This window comes from Lactobacillus sp. ESL0677 (assembly GCF_029392875.1).
Lineage (GTDB): Bacteria > Bacillota > Bacilli > Lactobacillales > Lactobacillaceae > Lactobacillus.
In genome coordinates this window covers 340115-364204 of record NZ_CP113946.1, presented here as the reverse complement: position 1 = coordinate 364204, position 24090 = coordinate 340115, and the positions used below count along the sequence as shown (strand labels likewise).

General features: G+C 37.2%; 23 protein-coding genes and 3 tRNA genes. 7 read left to right on the top strand and 19 right to left on the bottom strand.

Annotated elements, in window-relative coordinates; all coding sequences use genetic code 11:
• Positions 1-37: 37 nt before the first annotated feature.
• Both OZX76_RS01870 and OZX76_RS01865 read right to left on the bottom strand, forming a co-directional pair.
• Entirely contained in the window at positions 38-1135 is a 1098-nt protein-coding gene (locus tag OZX76_RS01870; RefSeq protein WP_277180482.1) for a glycosyltransferase, read from the bottom strand.
• A gap of 1 nt (position 1136) precedes the next feature.
• Positions 1137-1868 carry a WecB/TagA/CpsF family glycosyltransferase gene (locus tag OZX76_RS01865; RefSeq protein ID WP_277180480.1) on the bottom strand — a complete coding sequence of 244 codons (732 nt, stop codon included), beginning with the start codon at positions 1866-1868 and terminating at the stop codon, positions 1137-1139.
• 128 nt (positions 1869-1996) lie between these two features.
• Between OZX76_RS01865 and tagD the strand changes: the two genes are divergently transcribed.
• Positions 1997-2383: a glycerol-3-phosphate cytidylyltransferase gene (gene tagD / locus OZX76_RS01860; protein ID WP_277180478.1), complete on the top strand. Its 387-nt coding sequence runs from the start codon at positions 1997-1999 to the stop codon at positions 2381-2383.
• 44 nt (positions 2384-2427) lie between these two features.
• Here tagD and OZX76_RS01855 read toward each other — a convergent pair whose 3' ends face one another.
• Positions 2428-3126: a GntR family transcriptional regulator gene (locus tag OZX76_RS01855; RefSeq protein ID WP_277180476.1), complete on the bottom strand. Its 699-nt coding sequence runs from the start codon at positions 3124-3126 to the stop codon at positions 2428-2430.
• Between the two features lie 79 nt (positions 3127-3205).
• The gene (locus OZX76_RS01850; RefSeq protein WP_277180474.1) at positions 3206-4324 is read right to left on the bottom strand and encodes a hypothetical protein; all 1119 of its coding nucleotides are present in this window, start codon (positions 4322-4324) and stop codon (positions 3206-3208) included.
• A gap of 252 nt (positions 4325-4576) precedes the next feature.
• On the opposite strand from OZX76_RS01850, the gene OZX76_RS01845 reads away from it, so the two are divergent.
• Positions 4577-5605 carry an SLAP domain-containing protein gene (locus tag OZX76_RS01845; RefSeq protein WP_277180472.1) on the top strand — a complete coding sequence of 343 codons (1029 nt, stop codon included), beginning with the start codon at positions 4577-4579 and terminating at the stop codon, positions 5603-5605.
• A gap of 107 nt (positions 5606-5712) precedes the next feature.
• Here the strand turns inward: OZX76_RS01845 and OZX76_RS01840 are convergent.
• From OZX76_RS01840 to OZX76_RS01825, 4 genes are all read right to left on the bottom strand, one after another.
• Positions 5713-5784: transfer RNA gene (locus OZX76_RS01840), tRNA-Gln, on the bottom strand.
• Between the two features lie 5 nt (positions 5785-5789).
• Positions 5790-5871 (bottom strand) — tRNA-Tyr (locus tag OZX76_RS01835).
• Between the two features lie 63 nt (positions 5872-5934).
• Entirely contained in the window at positions 5935-7116 is a 1182-nt protein-coding gene (locus OZX76_RS01830) for an aminotransferase class I/II-fold pyridoxal phosphate-dependent enzyme (protein WP_277180470.1), read from the bottom strand.
• A 93-nt stretch (positions 7117-7209) separates the two neighbouring features.
• Positions 7210-7920 carry a glycerophosphodiester phosphodiesterase family protein gene (locus OZX76_RS01825; protein WP_277180468.1) on the bottom strand — a complete coding sequence of 237 codons (711 nt, stop codon included), beginning with the start codon at positions 7918-7920 and terminating at the stop codon, positions 7210-7212.
• A 169-nt stretch (positions 7921-8089) separates the two neighbouring features.
• Here OZX76_RS01825 and OZX76_RS01820 point away from each other — a divergent pair, with 169 nt between their 5' ends.
• Entirely contained in the window at positions 8090-10090 is a 2001-nt protein-coding gene (locus OZX76_RS01820; protein WP_277180466.1) for a BspA family leucine-rich repeat surface protein, read from the top strand.
• A 990-nt stretch (positions 10091-11080) separates the two neighbouring features.
• Here OZX76_RS01820 and OZX76_RS01815 read toward each other — a convergent pair.
• Positions 11081-11152: transfer RNA gene (locus OZX76_RS01815), tRNA-Gln, on the bottom strand.
• Between the two features lie 85 nt (positions 11153-11237).
• The gene (locus OZX76_RS01810) at positions 11238-11753 is read right to left on the bottom strand and encodes a GNAT family N-acetyltransferase (RefSeq protein ID WP_277180464.1); all 516 of its coding nucleotides are present in this window, start codon (positions 11751-11753) and stop codon (positions 11238-11240) included.
• A 75-nt stretch (positions 11754-11828) separates the two neighbouring features.
• Here OZX76_RS01810 and OZX76_RS01805 point away from each other — a divergent pair, with 75 nt between their 5' ends.
• Positions 11829-12638 carry a Cof-type HAD-IIB family hydrolase gene (locus OZX76_RS01805; RefSeq protein ID WP_277180462.1) on the top strand — a complete coding sequence of 270 codons (810 nt, stop codon included), beginning with the start codon at positions 11829-11831 and terminating at the stop codon, positions 12636-12638.
• A gap of 63 nt (positions 12639-12701) precedes the next feature.
• On the opposite strand, the gene OZX76_RS01800 is transcribed toward OZX76_RS01805, so the two are convergent.
• Positions 12702-13757 (bottom strand): SEC10/PgrA surface exclusion domain-containing protein, encoded by a 1056-nt coding sequence (locus OZX76_RS01800; RefSeq protein ID WP_277180460.1) that lies wholly within the window; start codon positions 13755-13757, stop codon positions 12702-12704.
• A gap of 196 nt (positions 13758-13953) precedes the next feature.
• On the opposite strand from OZX76_RS01800, the gene OZX76_RS01795 reads away from it, so the two are divergent.
• Positions 13954-15126, top strand: coding sequence for an MFS transporter (locus OZX76_RS01795; protein ID WP_277180459.1), 1173 nt, complete (start codon positions 13954-13956; stop codon positions 15124-15126).
• A 134-nt stretch (positions 15127-15260) separates the two neighbouring features.
• Here OZX76_RS01795 and OZX76_RS01790 read toward each other — a convergent pair whose 3' ends face one another.
• The 6 genes from OZX76_RS01790 to OZX76_RS01765 form a co-directional block, all read right to left on the bottom strand.
• Entirely contained in the window at positions 15261-15983 is a 723-nt protein-coding gene (locus tag OZX76_RS01790) for a GntR family transcriptional regulator (protein ID WP_277180457.1), read from the bottom strand.
• A gap of 70 nt (positions 15984-16053) precedes the next feature.
• Positions 16054-16878 carry a PTS system mannose/fructose/sorbose family transporter subunit IID gene (locus OZX76_RS01785; protein WP_277180455.1) on the bottom strand — a complete coding sequence of 275 codons (825 nt, stop codon included), beginning with the start codon at positions 16876-16878 and terminating at the stop codon, positions 16054-16056.
• Positions 16879-16880: 2 nt separating this feature from the next.
• Positions 16881-17627, bottom strand: coding sequence for a PTS sugar transporter subunit IIC (locus tag OZX76_RS01780; protein ID WP_277180453.1), 747 nt, complete (start codon positions 17625-17627; stop codon positions 16881-16883).
• A 19-nt stretch (positions 17628-17646) separates the two neighbouring features.
• On the bottom strand, positions 17647-18111 hold the full coding sequence (locus OZX76_RS01775; protein WP_277180451.1) for a PTS sugar transporter subunit IIB: 465 nt from the start codon (positions 18109-18111) through the stop codon (positions 17647-17649).
• A 20-nt stretch (positions 18112-18131) separates the two neighbouring features.
• Positions 18132-19106 carry an SIS domain-containing protein gene (locus tag OZX76_RS01770; protein WP_277180449.1) on the bottom strand — a complete coding sequence of 325 codons (975 nt, stop codon included), beginning with the start codon at positions 19104-19106 and terminating at the stop codon, positions 18132-18134.
• 203 nt (positions 19107-19309) lie between these two features.
• Positions 19310-19951: an SLAP domain-containing protein gene (locus OZX76_RS01765; protein ID WP_277180447.1), complete on the bottom strand. Its 642-nt coding sequence runs from the start codon at positions 19949-19951 to the stop codon at positions 19310-19312.
• Between the two features lie 648 nt (positions 19952-20599).
• Between OZX76_RS01765 and OZX76_RS01760 the strand changes: the two genes are divergently transcribed.
• Positions 20600-21136, top strand: a complete 537-nt coding sequence (locus tag OZX76_RS01760) for a TetR/AcrR family transcriptional regulator (protein WP_277180445.1) — start codon at positions 20600-20602, stop codon at positions 21134-21136.
• 1 nt (position 21137) lies between these two features.
• Complete coding sequence (locus OZX76_RS01755) at positions 21138-21722, top strand: NAD(P)H-dependent oxidoreductase (RefSeq protein ID WP_277180443.1); 585 nt, start codon at positions 21138-21140, stop codon at positions 21720-21722.
• A gap of 46 nt (positions 21723-21768) precedes the next feature.
• On the opposite strand, the gene OZX76_RS01750 is transcribed toward OZX76_RS01755, so the two are convergent.
• Together OZX76_RS01750 and OZX76_RS01745 are read right to left on the bottom strand one after the other, a co-directional pair.
• Positions 21769-22767 carry an NAD(P)-dependent oxidoreductase gene (locus OZX76_RS01750; protein ID WP_277180441.1) on the bottom strand — a complete coding sequence of 333 codons (999 nt, stop codon included), beginning with the start codon at positions 22765-22767 and terminating at the stop codon, positions 21769-21771.
• Between the two features lie 127 nt (positions 22768-22894).
• A complete protein-coding gene (locus OZX76_RS01745; protein ID WP_277180439.1) occupies positions 22895-23890 on the bottom strand; it encodes a tagatose 1,6-diphosphate aldolase in 996 nt (331 codons plus the stop codon).
• Positions 23891-24090: the final 200 nt, after the last annotated feature.

The window sequence follows — 24090 nt, the reverse complement described above, 5'->3', positions numbered from 1 at the left end:
TTAATTATAGACATTCAGATGATTATAAGCAATAGTTTTAGCGCTTAATTACTGCCTGATATTCTTGAATAATAGCTTCTAATTGGTTTGCAACAGAAAAATGTTCGGTAATATAGGCTTTTTCACGAATAGCCATTTCCTCTAATTCGTTTTTAGGTGTAGCAACTGCCTGATGCAAAGCAGTTGTAATTGAGGTAAGATTCCCGATCTTAGCTATAAAACCACTATCTTGATCCGGAATCATCATTTCAATATCACCAACAGCGGTAGACAAAAGTGGCACTAGATTATCACAGGCTTCGAGCAGAACTAAGGGAAAACTTTCTGAATACGAAGTCAAAACTGCTAAGTCCATCCGCCGATATAAATTTTGAAGTTGCTTTTGCGTCATAAAACCTTGAAAAGTCACTTGCGGACCCAAATCTAGCTTTTGCACTAAATCCTTTAACGCAGCCATTTGCGAACCATCGCCAGCAATATACAGATGAACATTGGCATTATCTAAATTTTTCAAAGCTCGCAATAATAAATCCTGACCCTTAACCTTTTCCACACGCGCAACGTTAATTATATTAAATGTTGCTTCGGGATATTTAGCCGGAATTTCACTATCTCGATGAAAGAAAATACCGTTATAGATAACATGAACCTTATTTTGATTGACATGTGCTTTGTGCACAAGTAAGTTGGCAAAGTTTTTGGTTACGGCAAACACACAATCACTTTTTCTAAGCGCATAAAGATTAGCAGCCGTGAACAGCTTGCCCAACATGCCGCGACCAGCAAAGTCAAGGTAAGGGTCAGAATGGACCGTCACACACCACTTAGCACCGAGTTTGCGCCGAATTAGCGCCAAAAACAAGTTTGCCCGGGCCCCATGAGTATGGACAATATCATAATTGCCATCATTAATAAAGGCAGCAAGTTTACCCAGACTAGCTACATCGTAGCGGCTATTAATTCCGAGCACTGCAACTCGCAAGCCTGCTTCTCGTGCTGCTTGGGCAACTGGACCTTCGGCAAGGCAAAGCAAAGTAAAATCTTCGCCCTCCTTCTTGGCTTCCGTTAATAAGTTAACAATATGCGTCAACCCTCCGCCCACTTCCAGACCAGCGTTGACATGCAAAACTTTCATGTTATTTCTTTTCCTTTTTTTCTTCGTGAATTTCGTGAACAAATTTAGGCAAAACCATCATCCTTTTAAAGCGGCTTGGGTTTTTAACTAAACGGTAAAACCACTCAAGGTGAGCGTGCTGCCAAAATAATGGTGCTCTCTTAACAGCTCCCGAAAAGACGTCGAAGCTGCCGCCAACTCCCATCATTAGTGCGGGCAGCAAATTTTTCCGCAAAAGTGAAAGCAGCTTCTCCTGCCGTGGGGAACCCAATGCAGCAAACACCAAGTCAGGTTCTGTCCGCTCAATCTGATAAGCCATAACTTCCAGGTCTTCATTAAAATAGCCATTTTCGGCACCAACTAATTGAATTCCCGAATATTCGCGGGCGATTTTTTCCTGGATAGCATGAATAACGCTCGGCTTAGCACCAATTAAATATACCCGCAAATTGCGATCGTTAGCGAGCTTCATCAGCCATACAAATAAATCGTAGCCCGTTACCCGCTCCTTAAGCGGTGTGTTTAACATTTTAGCTGCCTTCACAATTCCAATACCATCGGGTGTAATGTAATCAGCATCAAAATTCAAGATTTTCATAAATTCAGGATTTTCATTCGCCGTCATTACAATCTCGGGATTAGCAGTAACAACAAAAGTCGACTGGTGGGCATTAATCCGACCAACAAATTCATTTTGAAATTGGGTGAAACTTTTGTTATCGAAGTCAATCCCTAAAACGTTTACTTTACTCAATTGTCAGCCTCCTAGAGCACTTTTAATCTTATTTTAGCAAACAATTAGGCCTTGCGGGATATGTTTTAACTTATATACTATAAATATGATACGATTACGGCGACTGCACAAATAGGAGCGTTTACAAAATGAAAAAAGTTATTACTTACGGCACATTCGATCTACTGCACTACGGACATGTTCGCCTGCTCAAAAGAGCAAAGGAAATGGGCGACTACTTAATTGTCGGCCTTTCAACCGATGAATTTAACCAGCTGCAAAAGCACAAGGAATCCTACAACAATTATGCCGAACGTAAATATATTTTGGAAGCCATTCGCTACGTTGACGAGGTCATCCCAGAAAATGGTTGGGAACAAAAAGTTAGTGATGTTCAAAAATACGACATTGATACCTTCGTCATGGGCAATGACTGGGAAGGTAAATTCGATTTTCTTAAACCATATTGTAAGGTCATTTATTTACCTCGCACTCCCGGTATTTCAACTAGTAAAATCAAAGAAGACTTAAAATAATTAAAAAAACTCTGAACTAACTTTTGTTAATTCAGAGTTTTATTTTATTTTGAAAAGGTAAATTCGAACCGATCAGCAACATAGCTAGCCCGAGTATATTCAAACGGCTCACCAGTCGTCAGTTCCGTCACCTGCAACCTTGTAATTAAGGCCTCACCCTTGCGAGCATCTAATAAGCGTGCCGCATTTTCGTTAGCAACAGCAGCCGAAATATGCTCAGTCACCTGGCCAACTTCATAGCCACTTTTCGCCAAAGTTTGATATAAGTGCGAAGAAATATCAGATTTAGACATTTTTTGAATTAAGCGATACGGAATAGTAACCACTTCATAACAAATCGGCACCTCATCGGCATAACGAATCCGTTCCATTCGTAAAATTTCTTCATTATCAGCGAGGTTTAACCGTTCTTTTTCTGATAAAGATGGTTTACCAATATGATAGGAAATTAATTTACTTGATGGTGTCTGCCCGTTAGCATGGGTAATCTCGGTGAACGACATGATGCCCGACATTTTTTCCTGAACCTTCTGGCTGGCAACATAAGTACCGCTGCCAAGACGGCGCTCTAAAATTCCCTCGTCCTCTAAGGTCTTAATTGCCTGTCGCAGCGTCATGCGGGACACGCCAAACTTTAGCGCTAACTGCCGCTCGGCAGGAATCCTGCTGCCAACACGATAGACGTGATTTTCAATGTCGCGTTTAATCTGATTATGAATTTTGATGTACATTGGTTCTTCCATGAGGCACTCCTCCAAATGTGTCCTTTTATTATAATCTAAATTGGTCTAATTTGCACAAACAAAAACGACTAGATTTTTATCACGATTTTTTCTTAGCGGTCCATTTAATTCCTAAGATATTGACATTGGCTTTTGAGCTGCATTCTACTGGCAACAATTCCTCACTTGAAGCCACTACACTAACTCGCATCTGCGCCTTATCATGAACCGCTAGACTTGCACCATTAGGGTTAAACACCAAGTCGTGTCCTTCAATTTGCGCCCGATCGCCTAATGCCAAAAAATATTGGTATTCATTGCCACCATTAAAAGTTACGCGTCGCGCAATACAATTTGCGGTGTCTTGAAAGTCCGCATGATTTAAAATTACTGAGTTAATCAAAGTAATTTGCGTCTCATTAACTGCAATTATCCGACTGAGCTGACTATTTTGAACAATCACGTGGGGCTTTTTATCCAAATATATCCCGCCAGTGAAATAACTATCAACAATATTCACCCAAGAGTCATCGGTAATATACATACAAGCGTCATCATCAGACAAAATCTTGCTGTTTAGCATATTCAGCCATGTTTTTCCTTGCAGTAAAATCGTATCAGCAACCGAATTATTCAAATCCACTTCGGCATTAGTTTTGACAAAAGTATCAATACTACCGTGAATGCGCGAATTATTAATTATTGCTGTCCCGCGACCTTCCAAAGCCAAAACGCCAAATTCTTCAGCCACATTCTCAATAGAAGAATCGTTCATTTCCAAGCGAAAATCAGCGTCTGCAAACAATGACACCGAACCGTTCATAATCTTGGTTGAATAAAGTTCAAGCGTAATCTTACCATTAGCCGCAATGGCTGCCGTATCACTGCCAAAGCCCTTAATGACGCAATTACGTAAACTAAGATAAGTATTTGCCTCAGCTGGCACAAACAAAGTATTATTATCATTATTTGTGTTAACGCATAAGTTTTCCAAATTGACAAACCGACTGCCAACGGCAACATTAACATAGCCCAAAATCGTCGTATCTTCGGGCAAGCTGCCAGTGCCCTTAATTGTAATGTCTGCTAAGGTAATTCCTTGCGGCAATTCATAAAATCCCGGCTCCAAAAATATCACATCATCAGCACGTAAATCCTTCAGTGCCTCATGCCAGCTGATTTCACCACCACCAGCTCCCACTTTAATTAGTCTTGGCATAACAATCCCTTTCTCAGTGAATAGTAAACTAGCTATCATTGTACTATTTTTTCAAGGTCAATAGTTAAAACTAACTTGTAAAAATAAATCTTACTCATTACTCCCCTTTATTTTAATTTTCTTGCCCTAACTTAAGCAAATTGTTTTTAACAAAAAACATTCGAGAAAATCTTGATTTTAAGGTAAAATGAAGGTGTATTTTAGAAAATAGTACAATGCTACTAAAGAAACTTTAGAAAGGTTGGATTCTACATGAAACATAACCGTCAACAATTAACTGGCTATGATCGTTTCTCAAGTAAAAATATTATCAAGTTCGGGTTAATCGGCTTGGCTCTTACTTCTTTAGTTGGTCTCAGTAAGCAAACTGTAAATGCGGAAACTACTACTGCCACTGATGCTAAGACAACGCAAACCGCGACTGCACCTAAGGCCGAGGTAACAAATGCTCCGACTAAGACTAACGATGCTGATGATAAACCAGTTGTTCGTCAAAAACTAACAGAATCTTTTGATCCTGAAGAAAAAACGTTAGTTCACAATGCCTTTTTGTATAATCAAGACGGCAAACGGGCCAACGATGTAATAATGAATGCTGGTTCAACTGTTGAAACTTACGGCACAACTTTAATCAATAACCGTAAGTTTTACAACTTAAAGAACCAATTATACATTGCTGCCGGAAATATTGACCGCAAAACTCGTGAACTTGCTCGCGATTCTTACATCTACGATCAAAATGGTAACCAAGGATTGCCAATTGTTTTGGCTAAAGACCAATACATCCCTACCTTTGGTGACCCTGTCAGCATCAACGGTACTGAATACTACTTGATTGACCAGAACCAATACATTAAAAAAGGTGACTTGGTCGAAATCAACCCAACACCACAACGTCCTGGCGATGTTGATGGGTTAGTCATTAATGGTGTTCTCAAGCACAAGGCTTACATTTATGACGAAAACGGCAAACGGACTAATCAACTAATTTTAAAGATTGGTACTAAGTGCTACGCTGCCATTAGCGAAACAATCAATGGCAAACAATATTACGAATTTGACCACGGTAACAAGCGTATCCTAGCAGCTAACATTGATGGTACCAAGCGGGCCTTGACTCACAATGCTTACCTATATAATAAGCACGGTAAACGGATTGGTCACAAGGTATTATCTACTAAGTCCAGTGTTCGCACTTATGGCAGCTCCGTTTTAATTAAGGGTCAACGTTACTACATCATTGACAATAACCGCTACATTAAACGAGCTAACTTTTATTAATTAAAACTAATATCCAGTCTAACAACTGGATATTTTTTGTTAAAAAAAGAAGCAACTTCTATTCAGAAGTTGCTTCTTTTAGGGTTGGGTAATTCTTTTAAGAATTATTGGGTTAGCTGGATTCGAACCAGCGCATACTAGTACCAAAAACTAGTGCCTTACCGCTTGGCTATAACCCAATCAATGGAGGAGGGTGGATTCGAACCGCCGAACTCAGAGAGAGCGGTTTTACAGACCGCCGCGTTTAGCCACTTCGCTACTCCTCCATAACGCACGTTAATTATATTACCGAAAAACGTGCGTAATTGCAAGTAAAAATTGCGTAAATTTTATTTCTTATTTTCTTTAACGAACTTTTCCAGTCGTTTCAGGCCTTCATTAATGACATCCATCGAAACTGCATAAGAAAATCTAATCCAGCCCTTACCACCTTTATCAAAGCAGGAACCAGCAGTGACGGCTACACGAGCCTTATCAACCAATTCATAAATAAACTTTTCATCGTCTTGTTCTAAGCCATCCGGAATTTTAGCAAAAATGTAGAAAGCACCGTTTGGCTTGACACATTCAAAGCCAATCTTAGTCAAACCATTGTAAAGAACGTCGCGCCGCTTTAAGAATTCTGCCTTCATTGATTGCGAATCATCCATCCCATTCTTAAAAGCTTCTTCAGCAGCATCTTGCATTGGTGTCGGCTCAGTTGTGTTGGCTGCTTGGTGAACTTTGGCAATTTGTTCCAAAATATCCTTTGGCGCACAAACAATCCCTATCCGGTATCCGGTCATTGCCCATGACTTAGAAACCCCATTCATCAAGATTACTTGATCATGCAAACTCTTTTCCATTGAGGCATGTGGTTGATCATAATTCAATTCACTATAAATTTCATCACAAACAACAAAAATTGGCTTATCACGGACAACATCGGCTAAAGCATCAAGCTCTTTTTGACTGTACATTGCACCAGTTGGGTTACTTGGATAGTTCATCACGAGCATTCGAACTTTGTCACCATACTCATCAATAACTTTTTGCAGCTTAGCTGGTGTCAACTTAAAGTCGTCTTCAGAAGTATCAATTTCAATGATTTTAACGCCTGTTCCCAGCACAGTCTCATCGGTCATATATAATGAGAAAGCTGGTGTTGGAACAACCATTATATCGCCAGCATTTAAACATGCGACTTCTGCATCAAAAATTGATTCAGTTACTCCGTTAGTTACCAAAACCTCAGTAGCTGGGTCATACTTTTGACCATATTTTTTAGCTAAAAATTGACTTGCCGCCGTTCTGAGCCCCATTGTACCGTTAGAAGGTGCGTAATGAGAATGGTTATCGTCGATGCTCTTCTTGGCAGCTTCCTTGATATGCTCTGGCGTGTTAAAGTCAGGTTCACCCAACGTGAACTTAACAACATCCGGAACCTTGCTAGCATAATCAGAAAACTTCAAAATCGGATTTGAAGGAGCATCCGCTAAGCCTTTTTTCATATAATTGATTAATTTAACCATATAATTTCACCAAACTTTCTTTTTCATATGAACAAATTATACAATTAATATCATCATTTTTCTACAATTATTTTTTAATTTTTAGCTAATTTATCATGCTAGTCCCTGCACTTGATTCCGCAATTTAATCATCACAGGATAATTATTGGTAAAAATTCCGGCAACATGACGCTGGAAGTATTCTTTGGCAACCGCTGGATCATCAACAGTCCAAATCCGCTGCGTGATCGCTTCTTGTGAGGCAAGAAATTTTCCCGGATGAATCCCAGCAAAATGATTTTCCTTAATTAATTTAGCTGAGTTAGTAACATCTTGATCCGTCAAATAACAATATATCTGGTTAGGATCAATTTCTTGGCAATTCTTTAATGTTACATAATCAAAGGATGAATAAATAAGCGGATGAACAAATTGATATTGCTTTGCCAAAGATAATACCGTCTTTTCAATCCCTTGATAATGAATAATCCCCGTCTTAAACTCCAAGTTAATTAAAATGTCCTTGCCACTAAGCAAGTCAAAGAGCTCACGTAATTCTGGCACCGGCTCACCATTAGCCAAATGCAATTGCCGCAGCTCTATTAGCGTAAAATCTTTGATATAGCCTTGACCATCAGTTGTACGGTCAACACGTTCATCATGCATCACAACAGGGACGCCGTCTTTAGTTAAGTGAACGTCAAATTCAACACCCTCAACGCCATTTTCAATCGCATTGCGAAAACCTTCGAGCGAGTTTTCCGCAAATTTTGCGGGATAACCACGATGACCAAATACGATTGTCTTATTGTTACCAGTATTCATAATGTTATTATTGAGACCTCTATTAATCTTCCAACAAATTACAGAGGCTATCTTAAACCAATTGCCTCCACTTTTAAATAGAAAAAATAAAATTTTATTAATCCTGATTAACTTTCAATAACTAAGCATTTACAATAGCGGTAAGTAATAAATAATATAGGAGATTAATATGAAAAAAAGACATTTTTTAACAAGTAAAAAGCAACTATTACTATTCAATGCGGTTGCCGTTAGCGCAGCTATCTTAGCCAGTACAGATACTACTATTAATGCCGCTGCACCTACTGACAATCAAACATCAACTGAACTAACTGACAGTCAAATCACGACTGGTAATGATGGCGAGTGTGTTTGGACGTATAATAAAAATTCTCAGACCTTAACCATTAGTCCGGGCAGCGCCGGTAACCAATTAGGAACTGAACAGTTAGCACAGATTGTCACTAACGACAGTAAATCCGGAGACGAAGATACTGAGGAACAAGTTTATAGTGATAGTAAACTTAAGCACCTTGTCTTTACTGATCAAATTAAGTTACCAGCCAATTCGCGCTACCTTTTCTGCCAACTTGAAGGCTTAGAAAACATTACCGGATTAGACAAAGTTGATACCAGTAACGTCACCAACATGCACTTTTTATTTAAAGAAGATAATAATTTGCGTAATTTAGATTTAAGCAACTTTGATACCAGTAAGGTTACCGACATGGGTTGGATGTTTGCTGGTGATAACAAATTAACTAACCTTGATGTAAGTAAATTCAACACCGCAAAAGTCACTAATATGGAAGGAATGTTTAATTACACCCCTAATATTACTAATCTAAACGTCGCCAATTTTGACACGAGCAACGTTACCAATATGGCCAACATGTTTTCAGGAACTGGCGTAACAGAACTTAATCTTAGCAATTTAAATACCAGTAAAGTCACCAACATGCGTAATATGATTGCCAATAACCGGCAATTAGTTGCCCTTAATCTAGGTAAACTAGATACTCATAATGTAACTGATTTTAACGGCATGTTCAGCAATAATCCCAAACTACCAGCAATTGATGTTAGTGCTTTAAATACTGCTAAAGCAACTGACATTAGTGGGATGTTTGAACGCGATCCAGCTTTAACCAAGCTTGATTTGCATAATTTTAATACTAAAAACGTTAAGCGCATGTTATTAGTCTTTAACAGCGATCCGAATTTGACCGAGCTGGACCTTTCAAGCTTTGATACAAGCCAAGTTACCAACATGGAAGGATTATTTGCTAGCGATACTAACTTAGCCAAGCTAAATATTTCTAGTTTTAATACTAAAAATGTAACTGATATGGACCAAATGTTCCAAGGTAGCGGCTTAGCTGAAATTGATTTACACAATTTTGACACCAGTAATGTTACCAATATGAATAGCATGTTTCGCAATACTCCTAATTTAACCAGCATTGATTTAAGCCGTTTTAATACCAAAAAAGTTACTGATATGACTGACATGTTTAACAGTGCAACCAGTTTAACTGACCTTGATTTATCAAATTTTAATACCAAGAAATTACATCGGATGAGCGGGATGTTCAAAGGTGCTAAGAATTTGCGGACTATCAATTTATCAAGCTTCAATACCAAAAAGGTCACGCATAGTCGCTTTACCTTCCAAGACGATGCTAAACTAGTCAAACTTGATCTTAGCAACTTTGATACTAATCACATTATTCATAATAAATTCGAGCGAACCGATTTAATTCAAGATATGCTCAAAAACACTGGTGATCCCAACGGCTTCATTTTAAAGCTAGGTCATCACCGAATTTATCCTGATGCAAGCCTTGCAAGTGGCAAAGACCATATTCAAGCAATCGGTACAGGAACCGTCAACCAGCCAAATGGCAAAATTTTTACAACTGGCGAATTACAAAGCCTATATGATCAAGCAAATGCTAAGTGTCCTGCTGCTACTTACGTAATGTATAATGGTAAGCAAAAACCGCAATTTGCAGTTAAAAAGTTACGTCATAATGCTTATGTCTATAATCAATTTGGCAAAAAAATACGGCAAAAGTCATTAAAGAAAAATCATTCATTGCTTGTCTTAGGTCCAGTAGTTACAATTAATGGCAAAAATTACTACTGCATTGATAGTGGAAAATACGTTAAAGAAAACAATTTTAAGTAGGCACAATTTCCTGCTATAATAAAAAGAGAGCAGTGGTATTGACCACACGCTCCCTTTTGAAATTATTGCTTATGGTGATTTTTGATGTAATCTACAATCAAATCAGCAATAACATTGGCTAGTATCCCTGATACTAAGCCAACTATAAAGCTCTACAAGGCTTCAAACCTTAAAAAGTCCTAAAGCCGATTACTTTAGGCAATCATTAAAATGATCCTCTGTTTATGCAGAGGATTTTTTATTACTATTAGGTGGTTAGATCTTACAAATGCCATCTCAGTATCTCAGCTTCTATAATAAAAAAAAGCAGTGGTATTGCCCACATGCTCCCTTTTTAAAATTATTGCTTATGGTGACGTCTAATATAATCGCCAATCAGATCAGCAATAACATTGGCTAATATCCCAGATACCACACCAATAATGAAACTTATTTGAGGCAAACCTCAAAAAGTCCTAAAGCCGATTACTTTAGGCAGTCATTAAAATGATCCTCTGTTAACGCAGAGGATTTTTTGATGCCCTGTAAAATAATACAGTAACGTTTCGGTACCCAGTAAGGTTTACGGCGGTTTAGCTTAAACAAACAATTTAACACTCTAAAGGGATGCACCGAATGTTGTAACCTAATTTCTATTAATTTCAGAAAGTTGATTTTTAACCGAGCCAATTTTCAAAAATGTTGTAACCGACTTTTAGTAAGTGAAATTTAGCCTTTTTAAATAATGATAAACAAAAAGAAAGCCCGTTATTAAGGCTTTCTTGAGGTATCTAAGCTAATAGATTTAAATTACTGAACACAATTATTATAGCTTTTTTCGGGTCACTTTTTTACGTTTAGACCAATTTTAGAATATTTTGATTAATCTACCTTTGCCTAAAATTTTGCACCAATTCTTAAAATTACAGCTAATTTTATCTAATTCCTAACAACAAAAAAGCCTTAACACCAACGCTTGAAGCTAATTGACATTAAGACTAATTACTTTAATTGGGTTAGCTGGATTCGAACCAGCGCATACTAGTACCAAAAACTAGTGCCTTACCGCTTGGCTATAACCCAAACATTTGAGCTTTTACTTGTCACTCAACATTTATAAGTATAGAGAAATGTAACGCCTAAGTCAAGTAAAATTTCTGCTTTCTTGTTATAAGTTTAATTCATACGCATATCTAGCTCCATCTGGCGTTGGGTCAACTTGAATTATGCCGCGATATTGATAGCCTGACTTCTTGATTAACCCTTGCATGCGCTTATTCAAAGCATGCGTATCAATGCGAAAGTTATGAAATCCCAAGAATACTCCTCGTGACAATAAATTGGAAATAAAAATCATTCCTAAGTGTTGACCGCGATATTGATCAGAAATTGCAATTCGGTGAATTGTTGCATATCTAGTCGTCATATTTTGCCATGCACCCGTAATTTCATCATAATTAGGATCAGGAGTAGTTTGTAAGACCGCAACTCCTGCTACTTCTTGGTCAACAATTAACACGTACGCGCGCTTTTTAATAATATCATCCTGAAACATCTGCCTATTAGGATGTCCATCCTGCCATTGGGGACTACCATCGCACTTTAACAACTCTTTTGCTTGGTTAATAATCGTCATAATTGCCGACAGATCAGCACTTTGCGCCAAACGAATATAAACTGACATTCTTTTTCCTCCACTATTATTAGTTTAATTTTAGTATAATAGTAGTAATTATAGCAACAGCTAGGAGGAAATAACATGGCAATCAAACTAGTCGCTATCGATACCGATGGCACATTATTAAATTCAGACGGACAGATTTTAGCCAGCACTAAAGCAGCAATCACTAAGGCACTTAACCAAGGTGTCAAAGTTGTACTTTGTTCTGGCAGACCAATTGCAGGTCTTAAGCCGTATATGACAGAACTAGGTATTAGTGGCCCAGAGCAATACGCCGTTACCTTAAATGGTGCAATTACACGCAATGCTGACGATAAAATTATTACTAAAGATCTGGTTAGCAATGAACTTTATCGTAAAATGACGGCATTTGCATTAGCCCACAAGTTACCATTTAATGTTGTGGACGAAGATTCACACATCATCACCGCTAATCATAATATTGATTACGTTGTCTATCTTCAGGCTTACGAAAATACTGCTCCTCTATATGTGCGTACGCCAGACGAATTTCCTGACAGCTTTTCAGTTGCTAAAGGTTGCTTTGTCGGCGAGTCTGAATTACTTGATCGTTATCAAGACAGCATTTCAGCTGAATTTGGCAAAGAGCTCTATGTTATTCGCTCCGATCCACACTTCATCGAGTTGCTCAACCCCAAGGTCAACAAGGGTAATGGCTTAAAAGAGCTTTGTGCTACGCTAAAAATTAATGCTAGCGAAGTCATGGCACTTGGCGATGAACGCAATGATATTCCCATGTTTAATTTTGCTGGTACAGGTGTGTGCATGGGTAACGGTAGTCAGCAAGCTAAAGACCAAGCCGACTATATTACTAGCTCAAATGACGATGATGGTATTAGCCAAGCTTTTACCAAATTTATTTTTTAAAATTATCTAGCAAAAAGAAAGACAGCTTACATTAATTGTAAACTGTCTTTTTAGCTTTCAGAATTATGGCTTAAAACTTAAATTATACTTCTTATCTTTTACAACGTAAGTCGGCACACTAATAAAATGTAGTGAACAAATGTCGTCGGTTCGCGATACACTGAAGCCAAAATAATTATAATCACCATCGTGCAAAGATCCTTGCGTGTTAAACAAATCTCCAGCATGTTCCCACTCTTGATAGTAACTACGTTTACCGCGATCACTTTCACCACTGCCAACATAACCAAATATCATCTGTTTAATGCCAAAATAAATACTTTTCTTCAGTTCGGTCATCGACAACGTTTGCTTCTGATTATAAAAGCCAGCCATATCTTCAACATAATTGTCATTCAAATTTAAGCCGTTAGCTTGGCAGGCGCGGACAATCCCCGGCACATAATGGCCATCCTTGATCGTTTTGCCATTTTGTTCATACTCTGTCGCAATTGCTTGTGCCAATTTTTGCGTACCAGCACTATCCACCCAAGCCTTGAGGCCTAAGTTATTGCGAGCTTCATTAATTAATCTAAGAGAAAAATCCGATAAAGTCATCAATTGCTCTGGCGTTATATTGTCTAAGTCAACCTGCGTCTGATTATCTGCCTTACTCTCGGCAAGATGATTACGGCTAAAAGTATTGGCCTTCATCCCTTGCATGGAAGCAGCGATAAATCCTTTACTAGGGTGACCCTCATAGGCCTTGAGCAACTCTGCCCGATTGTACCCTCGCGGCAAAACCATTTGGGCTTTGACATAGGTAACAGCTTTGGCTTTTTTAACTATCTTCACATCTTTAGCTAAAATCCAGTGTGCATTATTACCAATTTTATAAGCAGATAAATGCTTCTTACCAATTCGACTTTTACTACTATACGAATATTTACGGTTCGGTAAAGCATAATAATTAGAATGCTGCCCAGAAACCCAATAAAGCCGGACCTTTTTCTTTGTCTTAACTTTAACATAGCCTTGAGTTGCTGCCATGACGGATTGAGAATTGCTTTGCACATCTACCGTACCAATCAACAACAAAGTAACACTAATTAAAGCAAGCACAAATTTATTTTTCTTCATTTAATTTCCTCGAGAGTCGATAATTCTATATCTCTTTGTGGCTTTAACTGTCATTTTAAAACTTATTGCTAGTTAATGCCAATTAATTTAATTATGCTTCTCTTATTAAAACAGCCTATTTGCCAAAATATTATTTTTCCATTAAAGTTATTAACTGATGCTTCAGCAAACAAAAAAATTGAAAGAACGTGTTAATGTGAAAAGGAAAAATTTTTTAATTGGTGCAGGTATCTTACTAATTGCCGCTAATTTACGGCTGCCAATTACAATGATTCCGCCAATTTTACCCTGGCTGCAAAGCGAAATTGGCTTGGCGCCAAGTATGAGCGGCTGGCTGACAACTATTCCACTAGTCATGTTTGCCTTATTATCGCCAGTCATTGCTCACCTTGGGATTAAGCAAGGTAATGCCAAAGTGCTATTTTTTACACTTTTAATCCTAGCAATTGGCGGCTATTTACGCGTTATCCCTAACAGCTGCTTTCTATTGCTGGGAACGATATTAATTGGTATTGGAATTTCTGGTGGTAACGTGCTACTTCCTGCCGTTATTCAGGAATACTTTCCAACCAAGGCGACGGTTTTCACCAGTCTTTATACTTTTACCATGGGACTAGTAGCCTCTCTTGGAACTGGACTTGCAGCTCCGTTAGTTAAAAAAATCAACTTGCCAATGACGCTGGCATTATTTAGTTTAATTGGCCTCGGTGGCTTTTTATTATGGGCAGTTGTTGTCCGAATCGTTCCTAAGCCGCACCATGCTAAGACAACCACGCAAAATACGGTTACTTCAATTAATCACTATCAATTAACATGGTTAATTACCTTCTTCTTTGGTACCCAGTCACTACTCTACTATTCAATGTTGACTTGGCTGCCAAGCTTTTGGACCAGCACAGGCTTTAGCGTGACAACGGCAGGATTATTGGCAACAATTTTTCAATTATGTGGGATGCCAATGTCCTTATTGACGCCAATTATTGCTCGGAAAAAGATCGGCATGGCTTTAGCTTCTAGTATCGTCGGTGGTGGATTTGCCGTAGGTGCAGGACTATTGCTGCTATTCCCCGGAAACTTTACTGCCAATGTGATTCTGGCAATTATTTTAGGGATTGGTGCTGGCTCAGCCTTTAGTCTCTGCGTTGTCTTCTTTCAAAAGAAGTCAGCTAACTTTAGGCAAACAGCTCAATTATCAGGGACAGCCCAATCGTTTGGCTATCTCCTAGCAGCAGTTGGTCCTGCTCTATCAGGCTACTTGCAGGGCTTGCTTCATTCCTGGACGCCAATTTTTGTTGTCTACACAATTTTAGGCGTGCTACTGCTAGTTTCAGGAATCATTATTACTAATAAAAAGCCGCTGAATAGTTAATATTAATTTTAAAGATAGCTCATTATATCCTGTTAGACAGATACCTTATGGTAATCTGTCTAACAGGATATTTTTGTCTAAAATAAAAGAAAGACATCATAAACAGTCTTTCTTAATCTCTAGTATTTACAATTTTAAATAGTAAACTTGTATTCTATGCGATCGCATCTAACAATTGACTTAGAAGAATGGATCAAGTGATTGTCTGCAGTATAGCCATCCTTTTTAACAACAAACAGAGGATCACCAAGTGCACACTTTAATTCATCCGCATACTCTGCAACAGCCATTATGCCATCAATTTTCAATTCTGATTTAGTAATCTTGACGCCATAATATTCTAGCAAAGTATTATACAAACCTTTTGACGTTAGCATCTTTTCAATAAATTTAGGAAATTCCTCACCAGAAACATAGAGATTATCTAGCCCAATCGGCACTCCTTCCCTAATAAAAAGACGTTTAATGTAGACAACTGGAACCGAAAACTTGGCTTGAATTTCTTCTGGTAATTCATTAGCTTCATTAATAATTTGAGTTTGCAAAAATTGGCTCTCTAATTGTTGTCCTTTGGTTGAAAAAAAGTCAGTAAAACCAACTGAATCCTTTCCAATTTGTAAACTTTCTTTTTTAACTTTTACAAAAGTACCTTTACCACGGATCTTTTTAACTAAATTCTGAGCTTCTAAAATCTTTATTGCTTTACGAACTGTTATTTTACTAACTGAATATAGAGCACAAAGTTCGCTTTCAGTCGGTAATTTTTGTGTGGGATAATACTTATTAGAATAAATATTGCTTTTAATCAAAGAAGCAATTTGTAAATATAATGGCTTATCATTTTTCATCATTTTCATACGTGTATCCTACTATAAAGCAATAAAAAAGTCCATTTATCAGACATTAAGCTGAAAATGGACTTTTATTTTACAAAATTCCCAAAGCACCTATTATTATACCAAAAATGATAATACCAATTAAGAGGGCATTTGTATTAATCTTTTTCTTAATCAAATAATAGATTGCTAAAGTAAACAGCAAGGGTAACATTTTAGGAAACATTTGATTTAAAATTGACTGCAAGGTTAGTTTAGCTCCACCTGCAGCAAATTTAATTGGCGTCGTAATATCTACCATGCTAGCAACCATGCCACCGACTATTGATAAACCAATAATAGAAGCAAATTCCATTATGCGGTCCATTAAACCTTCTTGATACATCTTAGTTAAGTACTTGTTCCCAGAATTATAACCTAAAAATGTACCGTAATATGAGGTCAGCAATGAAGGTATCATAAACAATCCAACTGCTAGCAATGGACCTAAAATACTGCCTTGCTTGGCAAATGAAAGCCCAATACCAAAAGTAATTATTCTAACTGTACCTTGGAAAAACGAATCACCAATCCCAGCAAATGGCCCCATTAAACTGGTCTTAATCATTGAGATTGATTCAGGATCGTATTCACCCTTATTTTGAGCATTTTGTTCTTCCATCGAAGCAGCAATCCCCATGATAAAGGAAGTCAATTGCGGTGTACAGTTATAAAACTGCATATGACGTTTATAGGCCTTTTTCTTTTCTTCCAAATCATCAGCATATAGTTTGTCTAAAATTGGAGCCATTCCGTACATAAAGCCCATATGCATTTGCCGCTCATAGTTCCACGAACACATAATGGTCATTGATCTAAAGAAAACCTTACGTAAATCTTTTTTTGTAATCAAACTTTTCTTTTCAGATTCTTCCATTTTTATTTCGCTGCCTTCTTTCCACCATAATTGACTTTATCCATAATAAAGGCTAACAAAACCGAGAAGCAGGTTAAGCCAATCAGACTCAAATTTGAATACGCAACTACTAAAAAGCCGAATAAGAAATATGGAAATAGCTTTTTACTGAGCATTGTACTCAGCAACATAGCAAATCCCAATGCTGATAATAGATTCCCCGCAACTGTTAACCCATGAGTTATTACAGTAGGAATACTATTAACGATCGGTTTGATCGAATTAGCGCCAAAATAAAAGGCAACGAAAATCAAAGCAAAATACAATATTGAATTTAATAAAAATGACCAAATCACATGAATATGCTGGGCTTTTTTAAATTTACCATCATCAATCGCTTTGTCGGCTACGTGACCAAATTGCGCAATAATCATTCTCATTAAAATATCAATAAATTCTGCTGCAACAGCTACTGGCAACGCAATGGCTAATGCCGTTTCCTTACTAGCACCAGAAATAATTGCAAATGCTGTAGCCACAATACTACCAATTTGCATATTTGGCGGAGCTGCAGCACCAATGGCAACAAATCCCATTGAGATTAATTCCATCGAAGCGCCCAAAATAATGCCAGCTTTTAAATTACCTAGCGCTAAACCAGTCAATGTACTCAAAATCAATGGTCGACCAAGATTCTGTCTACCAATCAGCCTTGAGTCAATAACGCCGACTATCGACACTAAGCCTAGCAGGATTGCTTTTATTAACATAACTCATCCTCCTTACTCACTACTTATTAAAGTCCACTTTTTCTGGAGAAACTGCTGGAACCTGTTGAACCACAATCTTAATGTTCTTAGCAATAATTTTTCTGGTTGCTTCTAATTCTTCATCATTTAGAAAAATGGTTTTACCATATTGCTTTGAACCGTCTTTTTTAGCAACGCCACCATAATTAATTTCTGTTACTTCTGGTAATTGCTCCGTTACTGCTAATGCTTCAACTGGTCCTTTTGCCAAAATCATAATTTGATCTTTAGGATTTGCTTCAACAATAGAAGCAACTTGATTAATCGGCACAATGTCCAATTCGCAATCTGTTGGCTTAGCCATTGATAATGCCATTTTAGCCATTGGGTTGTTTGGGACTATGTCATCCGCCACAATAATTCGATTAATAGAATATTGCTTAACCCATGAAAAAACAACTTGTCCATGAATTAAACGATGATCTACTCTAAAAATTTTAATCATATTTAATTACCCACTCTTAATTAATAATCAAGGTGCCACATATATCTACGAACATCCAATGAATGACCACGTTCGTATGCAATTGCCTCAACCATTTGTCTAATAACAACACCAGATAAAATAGCTGCAATAAATTCTTTAGCTTCTGGCTTTACATCATCTAATGGCAAATCTGCTTGGTCAAGAACTTCTAAGCACTTAGTATGTTGCTTAGCAAATTTTTCTACTCGTTCATCAAGGTGACGAGTATTACCAATACTCTTAACTAAAATAAACGGTACATCATAGTCTGTAACTTCAAATGGGCCATGGAAATATTCGCCAGAATTGATTGCTGCTGAGTTAATCCATTGCATTTCCATAAACCAGCACATTGCAGTTGAGTAAACTTCACCATAGTTGATGCCACTACCAATAGTATAAATATTTGCACTGCGCTTATAGCTTTGGCCCCATTTTTCAGCGGATTCAGCGTGATCCTTCTTTACCTTAACTGTTAAGTCTTGTAACTTATTCAATTCATCAAAGCAAACAGCCCACTTTTTATCACCAGTAAAGTGCTCTAACAACTTAAATACTAAACCATATACTACAGGCTTATTTAAATCACTGGCATCAGCATCTGTTCCCCAATCATAGTGAATTGGAAATTCAGTTGCTTGCCATAATGGAGATTCATCAGCGTGAGAAAAGCTAATAGTGATGGCACCTTTTTCTTTTCCTAATTTAGTAGCATTAACAGTTTCTGGAGTAGTACCAGAATGTGATATCGAAATAACAATTGAATTCTTGCCTAGGGATTTTGGTGCATCATAAACAAATTCATTTGCAGTATATACTTGGCTAATTAGGTCAGTATTTCTGTCCATCATGTATTTACCTGGCATTAATACCGCTTGCGAACCACCACAAGCGACAAAATAAATACTCTTGATATCCCGCTTCTTAACTTCCTCAACCGCTCTATTAATCTGGTCAATATGTTCTTTTTTCATAATATCCACTCCTTAAATTATATTTAATTATATAATCTTATATAATCTTTAATTTAAGTATACTATTTTTCAGTAAAATGTAAACGATTTCTTTAAAAACACTTGAGCTTTTAGTGAAAAAATTACAACAAAATAGGCGTTAGTCAATTTTGACTAACGCCTATTTAGATTATTCAGTTTTATGATATTGGTGATCTTAAAAATTAATACCAACCATTTGCTTGCCAGAAAGCCTTAGCAGCTGCCCATGAGCCGTAACGACTAGCAACATAATTATCCGCAACTCGTTCTTGGTTAGCGGCAGAATAATCGCCGTTAAGGTATGAAGAAGAAAGCTGGTATTTACCGATATATTGGCCATTTTGCGCACTGTATGAGCCGCCTGATTCATGTCCAGCAATCCATGCCTTGGCACTGGATTCTGAATCAGAAGTAGTTGCAACAACAGTTTGATTAGTAGAAGCAGTGTTATTAGTATTAGCTGCATTATTTGTTGTTACTTGTGTATCTTGAGCTGGGGAGTAGCCTTTGTTAACGTATGCAGCTTTAACCCATTGATTTTTGCCAAGGTCGTACCATTTATGACCTTGAGCATCGTAAGCGGTTTTGATAACTTTCCAAGAAGAATTACTTGGTAAAACTTGACCAGTAGCTACTGGATTTTCGTAATTATTCCAAACGTGAATTAAGTTGCCGTCAACGTAGTTCACTGTAACAACTGCCGCATCATTAGCAACCGTTGCTGCGTGAACAGTACTTGTCTTTGCACTATTCATCACCATTGCACCTGAAACTGTTAATGCTGCCACTGCTGCTGATTTAACTAAGATAGATTTTACCTTCAAAAATTATCTCTCCTTAATAAAAAAATTTCATATCATTTTCTTTCCAAAATTGAGTAAATCCAAAAACGACTTACTCAATTTGATTGTCTCTATACTACAGTGTTAAAATGTCAGAACCATAACAGAACTATCTCTCAGACTTTAAGAATTGATTACCCAGTGACAACTTTATGTAATAATTGTAATATTTTGCAAAAGCGCTTTCTAAAATTAATAATCCCGTTAAAATCAACACCTGAAGCATCATTCACTGGTAAAAAATCAAATTTGCACATAGCAAATGGTCTAGACAACAATCAATTTTGCAACACAATTGCAAAAATAGTTGTGAACTCTATTCTTCTATTATTGCGAAAAGTGCTATAGTTAAATTGTATTTTTAATGAAAGGAATTTTATCATGAGCAAATACGTTGTTAAATTAGACGAAAAAGATTGGCAAATGATTAAGGATTGTCACTCTAAGAACCCTTCATTGATGAAGGCGATGAATGAGGCTAAGAAAGTCGAAGATTAGTCCTAACAATAAAAGGCTTCCCCATTAAGGAAGCTTTTTATTTTACAAAAATTTCTTGTCCTTTTAAGATAACGGTGTTATCATAAAAGTTGAAATCATGGTAACACTGTTATCTAAAATAGGAAGATAGATATGAAAAAAACAGAAGAACAATTAGTTGAACGAGCCATCCAAGTTATTGACCAAGAAGGTTTTCAAAATCTTTCACTACGAAAATTAACTGCTGCACTTGGTTTAACAACCGGCGCCTTTTACAAGCATTTCACTAGTAAAAATGACCTATTTAATCAAGCAACTATTAAATTATCACAAGACTTTATCGCACAAATTGACTTTCACAACGATAAGCCAGAAGCACAACTTCTACAAATTGCTGATTATTTTGTTAACCAGGTACAAGAACATCCAAACACAATGGAATTCCTTTTTTTCAATGAAAATGCTACAGCTGCCTTTAAAAATACTGCTAACGAATTTCCATTTCTAGTAAAAATGCGTCAATTAACTGACCAAATTACTCAGAATAACAGTACTACCAGCGATGATTTTTTCATTCAAATTTGGTCTTTCATCCAAGGCTATGCTCTACTAATTAAAAACGGCATTACAAATTACAACAAACAATTAGTTCAACTAACACTTATTCAAATGATTAAAGGAGACGAATGAAATGAAAACATTAATTATCTACTGTCATCCCTACGACAAAAGTTTTAATCATGCCGTTTTAACAGCAATTAAGACAAATTTGACTAGAAATAAGAGTGACTTCACTGTAATTGACTTATACCATGATGGCTTTAACCCAGTTTACGACCAAGAAGAATTACGGTTATTTCATGATGGCAATACCCATGACCCACTTGTTAAAAAATATCTAGCTCTATTAAAAAGCGCATCAACCATTATTTTTATCACACCGCTTTGGTGGAATAGTATTCCTGGTATGCTCAAAGGCTTTATCGATAAAGTAATGAAAGAAGGAGATGGACTGTCCCACACTGTTTCCAAAACTGGTGTTCACGGTGAATTAACGAATATCAAGCATACATACGTCTTAACAACTTCAACTTCGCCTAAGTTTTACATTCGCTTATTTAATGGCAATGCAATTAAGAGAATTTTCATCAATCACACTTTACACCAGTTAGGCATGCAAGATAGACATTGGCTACATTTTGGCGGTATTACTAATTCATCACTAGCCAGACGGCATCAATACCTAAATAAAATTTTAAATTATCACTTTAAATAACTAAAAGCACAAGTTTTTATATCAAGAACTTGTGCTTTTTTAGTTATCATTCTAACTTAACGTCATTATCGGTGCGACCAGTCAGCAAAACCTGATGAAAGTTTTCGTAACTGACCGCAATCATATCAATCAAGGCTGGACTGGTGTAAGAGCCAATATGCGGTGTGAGCAAGACTTTAGGATAGAGTTCTTGCAATTGCCTTGTTTGTGAATCAGTAATTTGACCGTTAAAGTTATGCCCCATCACTTTAGCCTCATTAGGCAAAACATCCGAAGCAAAGCCAGCAATTGTCTCATTTTTGACAGCAGCAATAATTGCATCATAATCTGCCAGCTGCGTCCTTGCCGTATTAACTAGCACTGCTGACTTCTTCATTTTACTTAGAAAGGCAGCATCAATCAGCTTATCATTTTGCCCAGGGAAATACGGAACGTGAATTGAAACAATATCAGACTTAGCGAGCAATTCATCTTGGCTAACAAACGTTACAAATTGTTTCGCATAATCACTTGGGTATGGATCATAGGCAAGGACATTGGTGCCAAACCCATGATAAAGTTTAGCTTCAGTAGCACCAATTCGCCCAGTACCAATAATTCCAACAGTTCCTGAATGGATTTCACCAGAAAACATGCTGGGTAACACGCGAAAGTCACCATTATCTGTACTAGTCGTTGCTAGTGCAAGATGGCGAAACAGCATCATCCCTAGAGTTAACGCCAATTCTGCAACCGCATAAGGTGAATACGCAGGAACTCGCGCAACCTTCATTCCATATTCGGCGCAGGTTTTTAAATCAATATGATTAAAGCCAACTGTCCGTGTAAAAACATACTTTATTCCCCAATCATGGAATTTAGCCAAGTTTTTTGCATCAGCAACACAATTGGCGCGCAATAATACGGCATCCGCACCCTTAGCAGTTGCCACATTATCATGAGTCAACAATTCCTGTTCTAGTTTCAAGTCATAATGATACTTGTTTAACTTTTCAAAAAAGGCCACTTCGTTTTCACGAACACCATAAGCCACAATTTTAAGCATTCCATATCTCCTTATAAATAAATTAAATATTTCTTGATTATTAAAAATAATTTAATACTAATTTACACTAAAACAAAAAAACATTCTATGTTTTAGCCATAGAATGTTTTAATTTAAGTTAATTATTTTATTTTTCTACTGTTAACTTGTCACGCCAAGATTTTGCTCCTGTTAATGCTTTGTTCAAGTTTTCGATATTTTCTTTGCCTTGAGTGGCCAGCCATTTCTTACCGACTTCTTCACCCTCTGCAGCAAATGGCTTGATTGATGGCTTCCATGTGGCACGACCACAAAGAACACCATTAAAGTCAGCCCCAGCTTCTTCAGCCATCTTGATTTCAGCGATGAATTCTTCTGATGTTACCCCAGCTGACAAGAAGATATATGGCAAATCAGTAATATCTGATTGTTTCTTCAGCAATTCCTTAGCTTGAGCCTGTGTGTAAACAACTTCATTATCACCATTGAAGCCTTCAACAAACTTAATGTTGAATGGAATTTCTACCTTCAAAACTGTTACACCATATTTTGGTGCTGAAAATTCCTTCATAGTCTTTAAAACTTTGTCGGCCTTTACCTTAGCAAAGTCTGCACCTTTAGCATCAGCGATATTTGCATCATAAGTCAATAATTCCAAGAACAATGGTAATTCATTGGCTTTAGCTTCAGCACCGACTCTTTCAACGAAGGCTTGCTTTTTATCGTTAATTTCTTCGCCCTCATCTGGATCGTAATAGAGCAAGAACTTAATCGCATCGCCGCCTTCATTCTTAATCCGCAAACCTGATTGGTTAGCAATCAAGTCTGGCATCCTGCCCGGCTCAGTTGTATCATAACCGGTCTTTTCATAAGAAAGCAGCAACCCACAATTCTTATCTCTAACTTTAGTTGCAGGTAAGCCATATTCTGGATCAGTCAAAATTGATGAAGCATAAGGTGTTAATTCACTTGAAATTGCCTTTTTAAAATCAACAATTGTTGTTTCGTCGGCTGGCTTGTTGGCAGCTTCTGCCAACATCTTTTTCAATGAACCACGTTGGTCAATCGCCAAAGCACTAATCACGCCATTATCAGTTGACAGGTTCGCCATATGTTTAGCAACTTCTGAAGAAATTGTTCTCATTATTTTTCTCCTTTAATTCAAATTAATCGCACACCGTTATTATATACTCATGTAAATCGCTTTTAAAGCTTATCTGCCTTTTATGTAAAGCTTTTCACGATTATTTATAAAATAGTAAAATTTAACCTTATAAGTAATATGAATCAGGTGAAATAAATTTCGCTTAAAGCACTTTAATCTTTTTTGAAAGCGTTTTATAA